Raw genomic sequence first — 17521 nt, 5'->3', positions numbered from 1 at the left:
GAAAATAGCATTTCAATAACATGGGACTTCTACTTAATGAGTAGAAGTCTTTGTTTGTATCGAAACAAAATTCAAACGTCCATTCCCGTGTCCCCTTACGCATTTAAAACAGAATAGTTCTATTTTTCTGTTTTTTAAGACCGTCTTAAGATTACGATTAAATAGCTATAAGGTTATTACGTTATTCTTTCTTTAAATGAATGGAAAGGGGAAACATGATGGGATTGAAACGGGTTTCGTTCGTTGATAGTCTTCGTGGATTTAGTTTGCTTGGGATTTTACTTGCTAATTTAGTAATTTTTCAATATGGCATGCATGGAGCCTTAAAAAATTTATCATCACAAAGTGCAGGGGATTTTGTGAGGGTATTTATTGGTGGCTCTTTTATGCCTATTTTTACACTGTTATTTGGATTTTCTTTTATAAAGCTAATTGAATCTGTACGCGAAAAAGGGATGAAAAGTCGATGGATTATACTTCGACGGAGCGTGGGGCTCATTGTATTAGGCTGGCTGCATACAACATTTATATGGGAAGGTGACATACTCTTATATTATGGTTGTATGATTCTGTTTTTGTTACCATTCATTAATCGAGAAGCAAAAACAATTATCATATGGGCTAGTATTTTCTTTATATTTTCAGTCGCAATTATAATGAATATTAACTTAGATCTCCCAGCAAATCAGCAGGATATCAATGCGTATATTGAACAAGCAGATACCATTTATGCACATGGTAGTTATTTAGACGTCGTTAATTTTCGTCTAAATGGGCTAATGCCTGAACAAGAAACATCTATCCTATTATTTGTAGCGCCATTATTCTATGCACCGTTGTTTTTACTTGGTATGGCGCTTGCAAAAATGCGGGCATTTGTAAATATGGAGCGGGAACAAAAATGGTATAAGCTAGGTATTATACTTGTGCCTATAGGGTTACTATGTAAATATTTGAGTTTAAAAGAAGGAGATTTGTCGACTATGCTTCAGATGAGTGGGGCACAAGTTTTAGCGTTAGGCTATGTATGTGTAGCCGCCTTACTCTATAAGAAATGGCGTACATCGTCTATTATTCATGCCTTTGAATGTGTTGGTAAGCTGTCTTTAACTAATTATTTAATGCAATCTATTATTTGTACAACAGTATTTTTTGGCTATGGTTTTGGGTTGTTTGGAAAATTAGGTGTTTTGAATGGTATGTTATTTGGATTAGGTATTTATTGTGTGCAGTGCATTGGCAGTGTCTTCTATTTAAAAAAATTCAAGCGTGGGCCATTTGAGCAGGCTTTACGGATATGGACGAATTGGTCGATTGATGGTCGATTAAAGCGAAAAGAACAGAGTATTAATAGTGATTGAATTAATTTTAAAACAAAGGGGATGAGAGAAATCCCCTTTGTAATAGCAGCTCTCGAATGTGGTTCTAGCTATATGTCCTGCTAGAGAATAGATTTTGAAGGGAATAGAGACGAATCCAGAGGAAAACGAACGATGGGAAGTTTCGCATTGCAATGAATGAAGCAAATTGTATTGTAGTATCGTTGGACTATAAAAAGTCGATTTCATTTAAGTGATACCTAAAGTAAAAGGAATCTGCGTACATGAAAGTAAGCAGATTCCTTTTATATTGATTATTGTGCAATAGATTGTGCTTTATCGATAATTTCTTGTGGGATGTCGATTGTTTTTAGGTGATTGAATTCAGTGTATGTCACAACTGATTTTGTTTTCATTGATAGTTCTTGATCTTCAACTTTCATTTTTAAATCGAAATTCATATCCAATTTATTTGTATCGAAAGTCTTTTTATCAATTTCTAGAACATAGTGTATTTTATCGATTGTTAAGTTATCAAGTGGGTTTTCTTCAAGACCCATATCTTTCATGGATTTGCTAATTTCTGAATCGATAAGTTCTTTAAATTTATCGCCTTTAGCGTCTAAAGATAAGATATATGCTTTATCTGTTTGTTCGAATTTGAAATCTTTGATAAAGTTTTTAAGCTGATCTAATTGTGCCTTAGCATCTGCAGATGATGCAGTTTGTTCCATAATTGCATCAAATTGTTCGTTCGGTAACTTATACCAAGTTTTAGTTGTTTCATCCTTCATGAAAAAGCCTTGATCTTTCTTCATGTACATATCAATCGGCATTTCCGTACTTTTTTGATCTGCGCTAGCCATATCTGGCATTGTCATTGAACCTGATAAATGCATAGCAATAGGATCGGTAACTACATCCATATCCATTTTCGATTTGATGGAAAACTCCATAGATTGATCGCCTGAGCCAATTTTGGAATCTTGAGTTGTCTCCATTTTTGCACTCGTGCTTTTAATGTCAGCTTGGCGTTCTATCGCTTTTTCATACACTTGCTCTAAAGTGAGTGTACTTTTATTAGTCGTGTCTTTCTTAGGGGTAGCGCTACTGTTACAGGCAGCTAGTGTCAGTGCTAGTGCTCCAACACTTAAAACTTTAAAAAATTTGTTCATTACTTTCATCTCCTATTCATTGGTAAAAAACATCATCTATTAGTATACATTACTATAATAGTAAAAGTTTCATTATTTTAAAAACAGTACTAGTTCAAAAATAAAATAATAGTAAATACCTAACGCATGTTTTGATAAATAAGTCTTCTTACTCACTGTGAGTAGCGAGAAAATTAATTCATAAATAATAATAAATCCGGTGATAGTTATTGTGAAATATTGTAACGGACATAAACATGGGGATGACTCCCGCTCTAGCTGGCGCTTCGCTTTCGCACAGAGCAAAGCTTCCTAGGGGCGAGGCGTCTTTGAGTTACTTGGGCAACTCTCATGCGAAAGCGTAGTGCTAAAGAAGCGACAGGAATAGGAGGTTAGTAACGAAGGCTTTTATTTTTACCGATGCCAGATGTAATTATGCAAAGGAATAATGAATAAGGTCAGTGATGGCTATGTTTGCAATAAGGTGGAGTAGGGGAGGGGTGTTCGGTTTTAAGTTGAGTCTACTTTCTATGGTGGAAAAAATATTTACAAAAAGAAAAAGCCGAGAAAATGATAGCATTTTCTCGGCTTTGTTTATCAATTATAGCCCCAGATCATTGCGAATAATGTACCAATGATTGTGACAACACCTACGAATACTGAATATAAAATCGTTGTATATAACGTTTTCTTATCTTCAGATTCACCGATGTGCATGAATAATACTAATTGTACAGTTGCTTGCGCAAGAGCAGTTACTAGTAAAACAGCGAATGCCATGTTAAAAGACATATCGAATTTAATAACAGCTAAAGCTACAACAGTTAGTAACAGTGAGAAGCCGAAGCCCATCACATGTTGTTTTGGGAATAATTCCTTCATCAGCTAATCAGTCCTTTCAAGTAGACGAAGCTGAAGATGAAAATCCAAACAACGTCTAGGAAGTGCCAGTACAGTGAGAAGATAAATGCTTTGTTAGCTGTTTGTGGGTTTAAACCACGGCTAGCTACTTGGATTAAAATTGCAACGCCCCAGAAGAAACCGAATGTTACGTGGAGACCGTGCGTACCAAGTAAAGTCATTAATGCCGATAAGAATGCGCTTGTTCGAATAGTCGCACCTTCTTCAACATATGTGACAAATTCATCAATCTCAATACCTAAGAAGCCAAGACCTAATAGAAGTGTGATGATGAAAAATGCCATCATCGCTTTTTTATTGCCAATACGCATTGCGTGAACACCAAGACCAATTGTGAAACTACTAGTTAATAATAAGAAAGTTTCCCATAATACTGGTGTTAATTCGAAAATCTCAGCGCCATTTGGGCCACTACCTGTACGTGTTTGAAGTGTGAAATACACTGTAAATAGTGTGGCGAATAATACGATTTCGGCGCCAAGGAAAATCCAGAAACCGAAAATTTTCAGGCGATTTTCTTCTGTACTATATTCTAATGGAAGTGAAGAATCGATTTTCATATTATTTATCACCTCTCAAGCTTTTCTCAGTTGCCATAACTTCTTCAACTGAAATGTATCGACCATGATCTTTTTCAAATGAACGATGAATCATAAAGCCGAATACACCAATCATACTAATGATGGCTGGAATCCATAGATTAAATACAGCGAAGAATGCTGCAAGGAAGAAGAATCCGCTCATCCAGAATGGTGTGCCAGTGTTGTTAGGCATGTGAATTTTTTCAATTTTACCTGCTGTAATATCGCGACCTTCTTTTTTCGCGAACCAGAATTCATCTAAACGTGTAACAGTTGGAACTACTGCAAAGTTATATTCTGGTACTGGAGAATGAGTAGCCCATTCTAATGTACGACCATCCCAAACATCTGCCTTTTCATTACGAGGCATATGTTTCCAGCTGTAGTAAATGTTATATACGATTAACGCAAAGCCGACAGCAAGACCAATACCACCGATGAACGATAGCATGTTCAATGGACCGTAACCAGTTGACTCAGAGTAAGTGTACATACGACGAGCGTAACCATCTAAACCTAAAATGAATAGAGGGAAGAATGTTACGTTAAAGCAAATTGCGATAAACCAGAAAGCTGCTTTACCTAGTTTTTCATTTAAACGGAAACCGAACATTTTTGGCCACCAGTAGTGGTAACCTGCAAGTACACCGAATACTGTACCTGGAATTAATACATAGTGGAAGTGGGCAACTAGGAACATCGTATTATGATATTGATAGTCAGCACTTGCCATTGCAAGCATTACCCCTGTAACCCCACCAATTGTGAAGATAGGAATAAAGCCAAGAGCATAAAGCATAGGAGTTGTAAATTGAATTTTACCGTGTCTCATTGTGAGCAACCAGTTAAATATTTTAACCCCTGTAGGAACAGCGATTGCCATTGTTGTAATAGAGAATACACTGTTTACCATTACACCGTGACCCATTGTATAGAAGTGGTGGGCCCATACTAAGAATGATAGTAACGAAATAACGACCATACTCATAACCATTGATTTATAGCCGTATAAGTTTTTGCGTGCAAATGTCGCAATGATTTCAGAGAAAATACCGAAAGCAGGTAGGATAACGATATAAACCTCAGGATGTCCCCAAACCCAGAATAGGTTGGCCCAAAGCATATCCATACCGCCATTTTGCATTGCAAAGAATTGTGTACCGAATTGACGGTCTAACATCATTAATGCAAGTGCTACAGTTAATACTGGGAATGCAAATACGATAATAATGTTTGTAATTAAAATTGACCAAGTGAACATTGGCATTTTCATTAATGTCATACCAGGTGCACGCATTTTAATGATTGTTGCGATGAAGTTAACACCAGTCATTAACGTACCAATCCCTGATAATTGTAAAGCTAAAGAATAGTAATTGTTCCCAACAGATGGACTAAATTCTGTCCCAGCTAATGGGAAGTAAGCTGTCCAACCAGCATCAGGTGAACCACCAATGATAAATGATAGGTTTAATAAACCACAACCAGCCGCAAATAACCAGAAGCTGACTGCATTTAGACGTGGGAAGGCAACGTCACGTGCACCAATTTGCAGTGGGATAACAATGTTCATTAAACCAATTACGAATGGCATAGCCATGAATAAAATCATTAATAAACCGTGTGTTGTGAAAATCTCATTATAGTGTTGTGCATCTAGAAGTCCATTATCAGGAACTGCCGTTTGTGCACGCATTAACAATGCATCGATACCGCCACGGAATAGCATCAAAAGTGCTGTAGCGATATACATAATACCGATTTTTTTATGGTCAACAGTTGATAGCCAGTTTTTGTAGAAATAGCCCCACTTTTTGAAATACGTAAGGCCAGCCACGATAACAACTGCTCCAACTACGATACTAATAGCTGCCGCTAAAATCATCGGTTCTTGCATAGGATGGAATACTTCTTCCATACTCATTGGATGCGCTCCTTTCGGGTTTAAAAATTAATGTGAATGTTTTGCTTCAGAATTTTCTTGTGAATCAGAATGATCGCCATGGTTCATTTTACTATGATCCATGTCTCCCATTTTCATATGTTCACTATGTTCCATTGGAGCTGGTCTAAATTCTAAGTGTGTAGATGAATAGCTTGAACGACCAACGTGTTCTGCTTTTAATAGTTCATCAAATTTTTCTTTTGTTAATGGTTTTTCTTTTGCTTTTACATCAGAAGCCCATTTGTCGAAGTCTTCTTGCGTCATAGATTGTGCCTCAAATTCCATTTCAGCAAATCCGCGACCGCTAAAGTTTGAGTTACGGCCCATGAATGAACCTACTTCATCTGCGGCAAGGTGAATAGTTGTTAACATGTCACTCATCGCATATTTTTGCCCAGCTAATTGAGGAATCCAGAAACTTGTGATTGGTCCGAATGAATAAAGTTTGAACTCAATTGGACGGTCAACAGGAATATTTACATAGTTTACAGTTTCAATACCTTGCTCTGGATAGCTAAAATGCCATTTCCAGTTAGATGATGAAGCGTAAATAACAAGTGGCTCTTTATTGTCATAACCATCTGGTTGAGACTCTACAGTACTTGTTGTTCTTACAGTAACAATTGCTAAGAATGCCACTATGATAATAGGGATAACTGTCCATGTAATTTCTAGTAGATGACTACCCTCTTCGTGAGGAGGCTCATAATCGGCAGATGCTTTTGAAGCACGGTATTTTGTTAGCATAAATGCTAAAAGCACATACACGACTAGTAATATAAAGGCCATTGTAATAATGGATAAAATAATTGTGTCTGATAATGTTTTGGCATTTGGCCCTTTTGGATCAAAGATTGTTAATGGTTCACAACCAGCAAGAACTGCAAGCGCACCAAATGCAATGAACATTAAGCTTAACTTTTTCTTCATGTTTGACTCCTTTCTTAAAACGGCTATTCATAAATTTCATGTGTTTGCGTATAAATTCGAATTTATAAATAGTGGGTAATAAGGTCACCTCTTTTAGTTGTTGTACCAATCAAATAATAAGAAATACTTACAATGGCATGGTTCATTATGAAACATTGAATTTAGTATTTGATTGGTCTAATGCAAGCGTTCGCAAAATCATTAATTTGTGTAATCGACTTTTTAGACAAAGTGTCATAATCAATCGACACAAAATGTCATTGTTTGCAAATAGGATTATACGCTCGTTTCAAAGAAAAAAAATTATTTTTTTATATTTTTAATAGTAAACGGGGGATGATTATGAACATTTTTTGAACAAAAATCGTTATTTCAATATTAGTATTTTTGCATTTAATTAAATAAACACTGTTGAAACGTTGAAAACACTGAGTTTCTTGTATTTAACCATGTAAATAGTTTTTTTTGTGAAAATATCATTTCACATTTTAGACTTCATTTTGTAATAAAATTGCCGTTATGTTGAGGTTTTGAGTGCTTTTTTGTTGCGTTTTTTAAAAAGATGAGTACGCAGGATGATGAATTATGGATATATAAGGAGAAATTTTAAATGTCAGGGATGAATGGAAAGGGGGATAATATTAATTATGTTAATATAATTATAGACTTCCATATAATGTTATTCGAATGTTTTATCCGAAAAGTAAAAATAGCAAACTAAGGATATCCTTGGTTTGCTATTTTTGGTTACAAAGACGAAAATAAATGTTCTAAGCAGAAAGAAAGTGATTTATCCTTATTTGACACAATTATGCCAAGGTAATGAAGATAAATTTAAGCTCCTAGCTTTAGCCATTTTGCTACTTGTCCATAGATAGTATTTTGAAGTTTTGGGGCTATATTATTCATCTTTAAGGCAAAGTACAATGTTTTCATTAAATTTAATGTGCATGTACGTCCACTAAAAAAGGCTTCGTTATAGCCCTGAGTCACTAAGTGCATTTCAAACTTATCAAATACCTGATCGACAAATTCTATTAATGCTTCCTCGGAATAGTTACGAGCTAGTAACGCTTCAATTATATTAATTAAGCGTTCTTCCTCATCATCGACGAAGACAGTATCTTTCCATGTAACAAGTTTTAATGCATGCAAGATGTGAGGTGCATACTGTAAGTTAAATTTAGGATGTTTAATCGTCATGGCTGCTAAATCTGCACCATGTGCAATGCTATGCGCCCAGCCCTTATCATGAACATGACCTCGTGTATCTTTTTCCAATAATAAATAGCGGCCAATCTTTTGAAAGAAAGCTTGTAGACGATCATCATTTAATACCAGTAGTTCAGCATCTTTTGCAAGAATACCTGCTGCAAGTAAAGCAGAAAACGAACGTGTAAAGACACTATCTGTCAATTCTTCACCTAGCTTTAAATATAAAAATTCGTCGCTTGTAACAGTATCAAATAAATATTGTAACTGTTCGGTGCGCAGTAAATTATCGCTAAGTATATGAATAAAAGTACGATAAATTAATTTGTCACGTAATTCGGCATCTGGTGAACCAATGTGCGTTAACATTTCTTGTAACAACCAATCGCCTTTTTGTAACATAAATTCTTGTTGTGCTGAATGTGTCATAGTGGAAAATGATTGTAAAGTATTTTTGATATCCATATGTAATTCCCCCGAAGTTAAGTTAAGTCTCTCTTTGAGCATTTTTTAAATGTATTCCTTGATAATCTGTAGTCTTTGTAATTACTTTTATAACAATGCGCAGACATAGTAAATGCTTTTAGAGCTATGCATTTTTATTATAGCGTTTTAATGATAATTTGTGAGTTGTGAAGTTTCTAGGGAGTATATTCACAATGGGAATTCCAGAATCAAAAGAAAGTTGATATGATAGACAAGCAATAAAAAGGAGTAGACTTAAAAACGAGCTCAAAACAAAAGACATACCTATTAAAGTATGTCTCATCCTAGTTATGAAATAACGGCTGACTTTATACCGAGCGGCCATTCGGTAAAGGTATTTTGATTAGTTTTTAATTCTACAAGAATATTTGCATTTATAATGGCATCGATTAGCCATTCACTATAATGAAGGTTCGGTTGAGAGTGCATTAAGATTCGTTGCATATCTTTTTTGTCGATACTTAGCAGTTTATAGTTGCATTCAATGTGTACATTTTGGGGAATAATAAAAAGTGACTCATGTTGGTGTCCAAGTGAAATGGAGCCAGGAATGTGACCTTTGATACTTATAATATGTGTAATCGCTTCTTGTGTATATATATCAATCTTAGTTCTTGTGAGTATTTCAAATTCAATCGGAGAATCCTTCAGATGGGGACCGTCCGCTGTAGATAACGAAACAACTTTAATTGATAGTGCCTCATACATAGGAGAGATGCTACTACCAAATTCACTAACTGTATCTATTAATTGCATGTATTCCACTCCTTGTGAAGAACTTTAAATTACAAAGTTGGTGCCTGGTAAATAGTAATAAAAAAGGTATTATTAATTATAATACAATTTATTACAAAATATGAAATGCTAAAGTGGATATTTTTTATTGAAAAATGAGCGGTGGATAAATTTATTGGTATATTTGTGTTGGCCTTGATGTGTGGCAAACCTTCGAGGTCAAATAAGAGTAGCCTACTGGTTAAGTGTTCAGTGAATACGAAAATCAACTCCATGTTATGATGAATATTTAATAAGAAACTAATAAGTAAAATAGAGCTAAAGAGGTGAGAAAAATGACAAAGCGAAAACGGCATGTGATCAAACATGACAATATTGTTGTTTTTCCTGGTGCTGTTCAGACATTAATACGTGAAGGACATATGTATGCGGAAAATTATCAATATGAAGAGGCTGTGGCAAGCTTTGAAAATGCATTTTCATATGAGGCTGGAGACGAAAGTGCATTAAGTACCTACGCGTATGCTTTATATGAATTAAAAGAATACGATAAAGTTAAAAATGTTTGTGAGCAATTGTTTGCTATGGGGACGACATTGTATGTAGAAGTAATGGAACTGTATGTTACAGTATGTATGCAGTTAAAGGAATACCATCAAGTAGAATCATTAATTACGACATTAATTGAAGAAAAAGTACTTCCGGAAGATCAGCTTGAGAAATTTGAACGTATAAGAAGCTTGAATCAAGAGGTCGCTAAAAATCTCCAAAAAAAAGAGGATGCTAAACGATTGTTAGAAGAGCAAGAATATGAACTTTCGAAATTTAGCGCATTAACGCCAAATGAACAATCTATTCTGCTGCATCGCTTAATGGATACGAATGTACGACAATTAAAAATAGCATTGAAAGCTATTATTGAATGTCCAACAATCCATCCATTTGTTCAGAGCTTAGCATTAATTTTATTAGTGGAACAAGAAGTGTCGATTGACATTACTGTCTCAAAATTTGATGAAACAATAACTGTTAATCCTAAAAATTTAGTTCTACCAAATCAGTTGCCTCAGTATAGGGAAGTAAAAAAAATAATTGAAAATAAATTAGAGCAAGACCCATCGACGTTGGAAATGGTACAATATTTAATGGCGAAGCATGCCATTGTAACGTATCCGTTTGAATGGCAACCATTCGAAGCCGATGATATTGCTTATAGTTATATTGACTTTGTACAATCGATGCTCGGAAAAGTACAGGAAATGGATTATGAAATTATCGACTTTTTACAAATGTTGGAAAAACTTACTGAACTACATGAGGTATGAAATAAGTTGAAACTATACGCATCTATGTTATACTAAAATGGTTGTCAAAATCGTAGTTACGAATGAATTGTCTAACATTTAAACTTGATTATTTATTTGGAGGTATTTATACATGTCAGCAAAATGGGAAAAACAAGAAGGTAATATCGGTACTCTAACAATCGAAGTACCAGCTGCAGAAGTAGATGCAGCAATGGACCAAGCGTTCAAAAAAGTTGTGAAACAAATTAACGTACCAGGTTTCCGTAAAGGAAAAATGCCTCGTAAAATGTTTGAACAACGTTTTGGTATCGAATCTTTATACCAAGATGCATTAGAAATCATCGTTCCTGATTCTTATTCAAAAGCGATCGATGAAGCTGGAATTATGCCAGTTGATTACCCAGAAATTGCTGGTACAGAAAACTTCGTACACGGTAAAGATTTCACATTTACTGCTCAAGTAACAGTGAAACCAGAGCCGAAACTTGGTGAATACAAAGGTTTAGAAGTTACGAAACTTCCAGTAGAAGTTACTGATGAAGAAGTAGAAACACAAATTCAAGAGCAATTAGCTCGTAAAGCAGAACTTGAAATTAAAGAAGATGAAGCTATCGTAGAAGGCGATACAGCTACTATCGACTTTGAAGGTTTTGTAGGTGAAGAAGCATTTGAAGGTGGTAAAGGTGAAGATTACCCACTAGAAATTGGTTCAGGCTCATTCATCCCTGGCTTTGAGGAGCAACTTGTAGGTGTAAAAGCTGGTGAATCTAAAGACGTAGTTGTTACTTTCCCAGAAGAATACCATGCAGCAGAATTAGCTGGTAAAGAAGCTACTTTCAAAGTAACTGTAAAAGAAGTGAAAACGAAAGTTCTTCCAGAACTAAACGACGAATTCGCTAAAGAATTAGACCCAGAAGTTGAAGGTGTCGATGCTTTACGCGCTAAAATCAAAGAGCAAACTGCTGAACAAAAACAAGCTGAATCTGATGCAACACTTCGTGATCAATTAGTTGAAAAAGCTGCTGAAAATGCAGAATTTGAAGTACCTGCTGGTATGATCAACTCTGAAACTGATCGTATGTTACAAGAATTTGGTCAACGTTTACAAATGCAAGGCATGAACTTAGACCTTTATTACCAATTCTCAGGTCAATCAGAAGAAGATTTACGTGGACAAATGAAAGAAGAAGCACAAAGCCGTGTACGTGTATCTTTAACACTTGAAGCAATTGCTGAAGCTGAAAAAATTGAAGCATCTGAAGCTGATATCGCAGCTGAATTAGAAAAAATGGCTGCTCAATTTAACATGACTAAAGAGCAAATTACTGGCGCTTTAGGCGGCACAGCAGTTCTTGAAAACGACATTAAAATTCAAAAAACAGTTGAATTTTTAGTAGAAAACGCTAAAATTACTGAATAGGATTTTTTTGTAACTGGATAAAAAATAAAAACAAGGTACGGCATTAAACCGTGCCTTGTTTTATCACATATTTTTTATTTAGAATAAGCTAGATTCCCCTTTTAGTTCAGTTAATGATAGTTTTAATATTACGACTACTTTCACCGCAAAAAGCATCCTCCAAAAAGGAAATACTTTTTTGAAAAGGGGATAGGCAAAAGCCTTTACACTTCTCTAATACATAGTATTGTTTGACTTTTCACACGATGCTAAAATTTGACTTTATTCAGTAGAGATCAAATTGATGTCTCAATCCTTCCAAATGAGGAACAACGAAATACATCCTCGTCTGAATGAAGTTAAGCCTCTGGCGAATATAATAGATTTTCAACTTCTTTCAGCCATTATTTTCTGTAGCGACAGCTACAATTATGCCGAGGCATAATTAATAGAAAAAAAGTTACTTGAGTATTTTTAACTTGTATCACCGGTATTTTAATGAAGCCACAGGCCAAATATTAGTCGAGAGCCAGAAATCTTGACGGAAAGAAAGGTCTTTGATCGCTAGAGGTTTCTGAAGAATCAGTCAGTTATACACAGAATTCAACCACACGCTAATGTTAAGAGCTGGAATTCATCAAGCTAATGAATGGGCATTATTTGCAATAAATAATAATGTTTTTTGTACAATAAATGTCGAAAACTTTTTGAAATCTTGAAACATAGACGCCGTGGTGTAAATAGATGCAAACAATTTATTTGATAAAGATTCAATAATCTTGTAAGATTGTTGCTTGAATAGGGGTGAAACATATTGTTCAAATTTAATGATGAAAAAGGCAATTTAAAATGCTCATTCTGTGGAAAACCACAAGAACAGGTACGTAAACTAGTTGCAGGTCCTGGTGTTTATATTTGTGATGAATGTATCGAACTTTGTTCAGAAATCGTTGTAGAGGAACTGGGCGTTGAAGAAGAAATTGAATTTCAAGATATTCCAAAACCGAAAGAGATCTTAACGATTTTAGATGAGTATGTAATAGGGCAAGAACGTGCTAAAAAAGCTTTAGCGGTTGCGGTTTACAATCACTACAAACGCATTAATACAAATAGTAAAATTGATGATGTAGAATTAGCAAAATCGAACATTGTGTTAATCGGCCCAACTGGTAGCGGTAAAACTTTATTGGCCCAAACATTGGCGCGTATATTAAACGTTCCTTTTGCAATTGCAGATGCTACTTCTCTAACAGAAGCTGGCTATGTTGGTGAGGACGTTGAAAATATTTTATTAAAATTAATTCAATCCGCAGATTACGATATCGAGCGTGCTGAAAAAGGAATCATCTATATTGATGAAATCGATAAAGTTGCACGTAAATCCGAAAATCCATCCATTACACGTGATGTTTCTGGTGAAGGTGTGCAACAAGCTCTTCTAAAAATTTTAGAAGGTACAGTTGCTAGTGTCCCACCACAAGGTGGTCGTAAGCATCCACACCAAGAGTTTTTACAAATCGATACTACAAACATCTTATTTATTGTAGGTGGAGCATTTGATGGAATAGAATCCATTATTAAACGTCGTCAAGGTGAAAAAGTAATTGGCTTCGGTTCAGATCCAAACAAAATTGATACGGATGAAGGCTCAATTATGGCGAAGCTGATTCCAGAGGATTTATTAAAATTTGGTCTAATTCCAGAATTTATCGGTCGATTACCGGTACTTGCAAGTCTAGAACAATTAAACGAGGCTGCGCTTGTACAAATTTTAACGGAGCCTAAAAATGCACTAGCTAAGCAATATCAAAAAATGCTTGAACTAGATGGTGTTGAGCTTGAGTTTGATGAAGGTGCTCTTTCTGAAATTGCAAAAGAAGCAATAGAACGGAAAACGGGTGCACGTGGTCTTCGTTCAATTATTGAGTCAACAATGCTTGATGTAATGTACGAACTACCTTCACGTGAAGATGTGAAAAAATGTATCATTACGGCAAAAACAATTACGGATAAAGAAAAACCGAAATTGCTTCTTGAAGATGGCACTGAACTCGATGAAGGTAGCGACACAAAAACTTCAGCATAACGAACAGACACTAATGTCTATTGTTATGAGATAAAGAGTAATTTAGCTGACTTCGATTGTGCAATATTCGCACATATCGACAGTCAGCTTTTTATTCATTCATACATAAAGCCAACTGTAATTAGATGAAATTTTTGGCTCAATTGATTAACTAGTGTGAATTAGCTTTTTAGACGCATACTAGTAGCGTGGGAGTGAATAAGAAAATTATGACGGAGGTGAATACCCGCATGGTGACAATACAAAAAACAACAAGTGTACCATTATTGCCTTTACGTGGACTTTTAGTATACCCGTCGATGGTGTTACATATTGATGTGGGTAGAAATCGTTCTGTAGCGGCGCTAGAACAAGCGATGCTAGAGGACCAATTGATATTATTGGTAACACAAAAAGAAGTACATGATGAACAGCCTGATGAGCAAGATTTGTATACAGTTGGTACGATGGCATATGTCAAACAGATGCTAAAACTACCAAATGGAACTTTGCGTATTTTAGTGGAAGGTGTGGCGCGAGCAACATGGTCTAACTATCGGGCGCTAGAAAAATATACGATTGTTGACATCGATGTTAAGGAAGAAACAAACGGTAAGGATGTTGAAACACAGGCTTTAATGCGTACGTTGTTAACGTATTTCGAGAGATACGCAAAAGGCTCCAATAAAATTACATCTGAAACCATCAGTACTGTGGCAGACATTGAAGAGCCAGGTCGTTTAGCAGACATTATTGCATCGCATTTACCCTTTAAGATTGCAGATAAACAAGAAGTATTAGAGATGCTCAATGTAAAGAAGCGTTTAGATCATTTAATTATTCGTTTACATGACGAGCAAGAAGTACTTGATCTTGAAAAGAAAATTAATACAAAAGTTAAGCAATCCATGGAGCGTACACAAAAGGAATATTATTTACGTGAACAAATGAAAGCTATTCAAACTGAGCTAGGAGATCGCGAAGGAAAAACTGGCGAAGTAGCTGAATTACGTAAACGTATTGACGAAACAGGAATGCCTGAATCAACGAAAGAAGTAGTGCTTAAAGAGTTAGATCGCTACGAGAAGCTACCATCGGCTAGTGCAGAGAGTGGCGTCATCCGAAACTATATTGATTGGATTATTTCATTACCATGGACGAATGCGACTGAAGATCGCATGAATATCGAACATGCGGAGAATATTTTAAATCGTGATCATGACGGGTTAGAAAAAGTAAAAGAACGTATATTAGAATATTTAGCTGTACGTCAGCTGAAAAAATCGTTACGTGGACCAATATTATGTTTGGCTGGCCCTCCAGGAGTAGGTAAAACATCATTAGCCCGATCTATTGCAGAAAGCTTGGATCGCAAATTTATCCGTATTTCATTAGGTGGGGTACGAGACGAATCGGAAATTCGTGGTCATCGTCGTACGTATGTTGGGGCAATGCCAGGTCGTATTATCCAAGGGATGAAAAAGGCAGGAACTATTAATCCTGTATTCCTGCTAGATGAAATTGATAAAATGTCTAATGACTTCAGGGGAGATCCGGCAGCAGCAATGCTTGAAGTTTTAGATCCGGCTCAAAATAATACATTTAGTGATCATTACATCGAAGAACCTTATGATTTATCAAATGTATTATTTATAGCAACTGCCAATGATTTAAGTACAATTCCTGGGCCGTTACTAGATCGTATGGAAGTAATCTCAATTGCTGGTTATACAGAAATTGAAAAAGAGCAAATTACGAAAAATCACTTAATACCGAAACAGTTAAAAGAGCATGGCTTGAAAAAAACACAAGTTATTATGAAAGACGAAGCAGTAGTGGATATTATCCGTTATTATACTCGTGAAGCAGGTGTTCGCGGACTAGAGCGTCAAGTCGCAACCCTCTGTCGTAAAATCGCTAAGATCATCGTTTCTGGTGAGAAAAAACGAGTAACAGTGAGCTCGAAAACGTTAGAGGATTTACTCGGTAAACATCGTTTCAGATATGGACAAGCGGAAGAGGAAAATCAAATCGGTGTAGCTACTGGGCTTGCCTATACAACTGTGGGTGGTGATACATTACAAATTGAGGTATCATTAACACCTGGTAAAGGAAAATTGCAGTTAACTGGGAAGCTCGGCGATGTCATGAAGGAATCTGCTCAAACAGCTTTATCGTATGTCCGTACAAAAATGGAAGATCTAAAAGTGGATGCAGAATATTTTGAAACACATGATATCCATATTCATGTTCCAGAAGGAGCTGTTCCGAAAGATGGACCTTCCGCAGGTATTACTATGGCAACTGCAATTGTTTCTGCAATTTTACACCGTCCAATACGCCGTGAAGTCGGTATGACAGGTGAAATTACATTACGTGGACGTGTATTGCCAATAGGCGGCTTAAAGGAAAAAACACTCAGTGCGCATCGAGCGGGTTTAACGACAATTATTTGCCCGAAAGATAATGAGCGAGATATTGAGGATATTCCTGAAAGTGTACGCGAACAACTAACATTTAAACTAGTGTCATCGGCTGATGAAGTGTTAGCCCATGCACTGGACGGAGGTTTATAAGAAAATGAAAGTCCATAACGTAGAAATGGTCATAAGTGCTGTAAGACCAGACCAATATCCAGAAGATGGACTGCCAGAATTTGCACTAGCCGGTCGTTCAAATGTGGGGAAATCCTCCTTTATTAACCGAATGATCGGTCGTAAGGCTTTAGCACGTATTTCTTCTAAGCCCGGAAAAACACAAACGCTTAATTTTTACAAAATTGAAGAACAATTATTTTTTGTAGATGTTCCGGGCTATGGTTATGCAAAGGTTTCAAAAACTGAGCGTGAAGCATGGGGAAAAATGATTGAGCGTTACATCACAGGACGCAATGAATTAAAGGCAGTCGTACAAATTGTTGATTTACGTCATCCCCCTACAGCTGATGACCGCATGATGTATGATTTTTTAAAGCATTACAATATTCCTTGTATTGTTATTGCAACAAAAGCAGATAAAATTCCAAAAGGTAAATGGGATAAGCATAAAAAAATCGTGAAAGAAACGCTAGACATGGAAAAAAATGATCCTCTTATTGTCTTTTCTTCAGAAAAAGGAATCGGCTTTGAAGAAGCTTGGCGTACGATCGAAAATAAAATGTAATAAAAAAACATCTATTGAGTCTATTATTTAGGACAGTAGATGTTTTTTTATTAAAAATTGGGGGAACCGCTTGATGAATGGAACAACTGACCGATAAATTAAATAGGAGGTGGACTAAATGGATATTGCAGCTTTATCAATGGCAATGAATCAAGCAACTTTAATGCAAAATGTATCTCTAGCTGTAACGAAACAGGCAATGGAGATGCAACAGCAAAATACAGAGCAATTAGTTGAAATGTTAGATGCTCCACATCCGACAGCCGGACATACAATTGACATTCAAGTATGATGAAGCAAAGGTA

The 17521-nt window shown here is 35.9% G+C and carries 14 protein-coding genes; 7 read left to right on the top strand and 7 right to left on the bottom strand.

Annotated features, from left to right (window positions below):
• The first annotated feature begins 215 nt into the window (after positions 1–215).
• A complete protein-coding gene (locus tag MY533_RS15815; RefSeq protein WP_248716709.1) occupies positions 216–1361 on the top strand; it encodes a DUF418 domain-containing protein in 1146 nt (381 codons plus the stop codon).
• Between the two features lie 272 nt (positions 1362–1633).
• On the opposite strand, the gene MY533_RS15810 is transcribed toward MY533_RS15815, so the two are convergent.
• From MY533_RS15810 to MY533_RS15780, 7 genes are all read right to left on the bottom strand, one after another.
• Positions 1634–2494, bottom strand: coding sequence for a DUF6612 family protein (locus MY533_RS15810; protein ID WP_248716708.1), 861 nt, complete (start codon positions 2492–2494; stop codon positions 1634–1636).
• Positions 2495–3070: 576 nt separating this feature from the next.
• Positions 3071–3355 carry a cytochrome aa3 quinol oxidase subunit IV gene (qoxD, locus tag MY533_RS15805; protein ID WP_132357021.1) on the bottom strand — a complete coding sequence of 95 codons (285 nt, stop codon included), beginning with the start codon at positions 3353–3355 and terminating at the stop codon, positions 3071–3073.
• Positions 3355–3954, bottom strand: a complete 600-nt coding sequence (gene qoxC / locus MY533_RS15800) for a cytochrome aa3 quinol oxidase subunit III (RefSeq protein ID WP_248716707.1) — start codon at positions 3952–3954, stop codon at positions 3355–3357. Before qoxC ends, qoxD begins: the two co-directional genes overlap by 1 nt.
• A gap of 1 nt (position 3955) precedes the next feature.
• The gene (qoxB, locus tag MY533_RS15795; protein ID WP_248716706.1) at positions 3956–5899 is read right to left on the bottom strand and encodes a cytochrome aa3 quinol oxidase subunit I; all 1944 of its coding nucleotides are present in this window, start codon (positions 5897–5899) and stop codon (positions 3956–3958) included.
• Between the two features lie 27 nt (positions 5900–5926).
• The gene (qoxA, locus tag MY533_RS15790; protein WP_132357018.1) at positions 5927–6850 is read right to left on the bottom strand and encodes a cytochrome aa3 quinol oxidase subunit II; all 924 of its coding nucleotides are present in this window, start codon (positions 6848–6850) and stop codon (positions 5927–5929) included.
• Between the two features lie 834 nt (positions 6851–7684).
• Positions 7685–8527 (bottom strand): DUF2785 domain-containing protein, encoded by an 843-nt coding sequence (locus tag MY533_RS15785; RefSeq protein WP_132357017.1) that lies wholly within the window; start codon positions 8525–8527, stop codon positions 7685–7687.
• Between the two features lie 309 nt (positions 8528–8836).
• On the bottom strand, positions 8837–9304 hold the full coding sequence (locus MY533_RS15780) for a hypothetical protein (protein ID WP_248716705.1): 468 nt from the start codon (positions 9302–9304) through the stop codon (positions 8837–8839).
• Between the two features lie 314 nt (positions 9305–9618).
• On the opposite strand from MY533_RS15780, the gene MY533_RS15775 reads away from it, so the two are divergent.
• From MY533_RS15775 to MY533_RS15750, 6 genes are all read left to right on the top strand, one after another.
• A complete protein-coding gene (locus MY533_RS15775; RefSeq protein ID WP_248716704.1) occupies positions 9619–10608 on the top strand; it encodes a CDC27 family protein in 990 nt (329 codons plus the stop codon).
• 112 nt (positions 10609–10720) lie between these two features.
• Positions 10721–12010 carry a trigger factor gene (tig, locus tag MY533_RS15770; protein ID WP_248716703.1) on the top strand — a complete coding sequence of 430 codons (1290 nt, stop codon included), beginning with the start codon at positions 10721–10723 and terminating at the stop codon, positions 12008–12010.
• Between the two features lie 793 nt (positions 12011–12803).
• Positions 12804–14075: an ATP-dependent protease ATP-binding subunit ClpX gene (gene clpX, locus MY533_RS15765; protein WP_132357013.1), complete on the top strand. Its 1272-nt coding sequence runs from the start codon at positions 12804–12806 to the stop codon at positions 14073–14075.
• Positions 14076–14305: 230 nt separating this feature from the next.
• On the top strand, positions 14306–16630 hold the full coding sequence (lon, locus tag MY533_RS15760) for an endopeptidase La (protein ID WP_248716702.1): 2325 nt from the start codon (positions 14306–14308) through the stop codon (positions 16628–16630).
• Positions 16631–16634: 4 nt separating this feature from the next.
• Complete coding sequence (gene yihA / locus MY533_RS15755) at positions 16635–17216, top strand: ribosome biogenesis GTP-binding protein YihA/YsxC (RefSeq protein WP_132357011.1); 582 nt, start codon at positions 16635–16637, stop codon at positions 17214–17216.
• A 118-nt stretch (positions 17217–17334) separates the two neighbouring features.
• Complete coding sequence (locus tag MY533_RS15750; RefSeq protein ID WP_081011007.1) at positions 17335–17508, top strand: YjfB family protein; 174 nt, start codon at positions 17335–17337, stop codon at positions 17506–17508.
• The last annotated feature ends 13 nt before the right edge of the window (positions 17509–17521 follow it).

It is taken from the genome of Lysinibacillus sp. Ag94, from assembly GCF_023242215.1.
GTDB lineage: Bacteria > Bacillota > Bacilli > Bacillales_A > Planococcaceae > Lysinibacillus.
This window is presented reverse-complemented; position numbering and strand designations above follow the sequence as displayed.